Annotated in this window: 1 pseudogene; it reads right to left on the bottom strand. The window is 72.2% G+C overall.

Going from position 1 to position 540, the window contains the following annotated elements:
• Positions 1–540, bottom strand: a pseudogene (locus tag ACFQEU_RS17860) (HEAT repeat domain-containing protein); the annotation flags it as partial.

Below are 540 nucleotides of genomic sequence, written 5' to 3'. Positions count from 1 at the left end.
CGAGCTCTCGCGTCGGGTTCGGCGGCTGCAGCCCCCTGAAGTGTCGCGAGTGCGTCCGGGTCGCCCCACGCGCCGAGCAGGCGGTACGCGTCGGCACGGACGATCGGCGAGGGGTCGTCGTAGATGGCATCGAACTCGACTCCTGCACGGATCCGCGGGTTCCAGCCGTACGCGTCGAGGGCGCGCCAGGCGGCGACGCGGACCCGCTCCGCCGGGCTGTCGATAGCGCGAACTGCCCACGAGAGGTCGGCACCCCCGACGACGGTGTGGAGGTGGCGGGTCGCGAGCAACACCTGTTGTTGGAGCGCCGGGTCCCACTCGTCGAAGTCGGCCGCCGCCCGCTCGAACAGCACGGAGGGGTCCGCTTCGGCGACCCGGTACAGCGTGTCGATACCGAACACCGAGAACGCGTCCGGACGGTCCCCCAACAGAAGGTCGACGCCGGTGGTCGCGAGGTCCGTGGCGTCGCTCGCGTACAGGACGCGTGCCGCCGCCGCCCGCTCACGGGGCGTTCCGCGGCAGTGGGTCTCGAGCAGGTCG

Origin of the sequence: Halorubrum tibetense (genome assembly GCF_042661865.1) — an archaeon.
GTDB classification, from domain to species: domain Archaea; phylum Halobacteriota; class Halobacteria; order Halobacteriales; family Haloferacaceae; genus Halorubrum; species Halorubrum tibetense.
The sequence above is the reverse complement of the archived record's forward strand: the minus strand, read 5'-3'. Positions and strand labels throughout refer to the sequence as shown.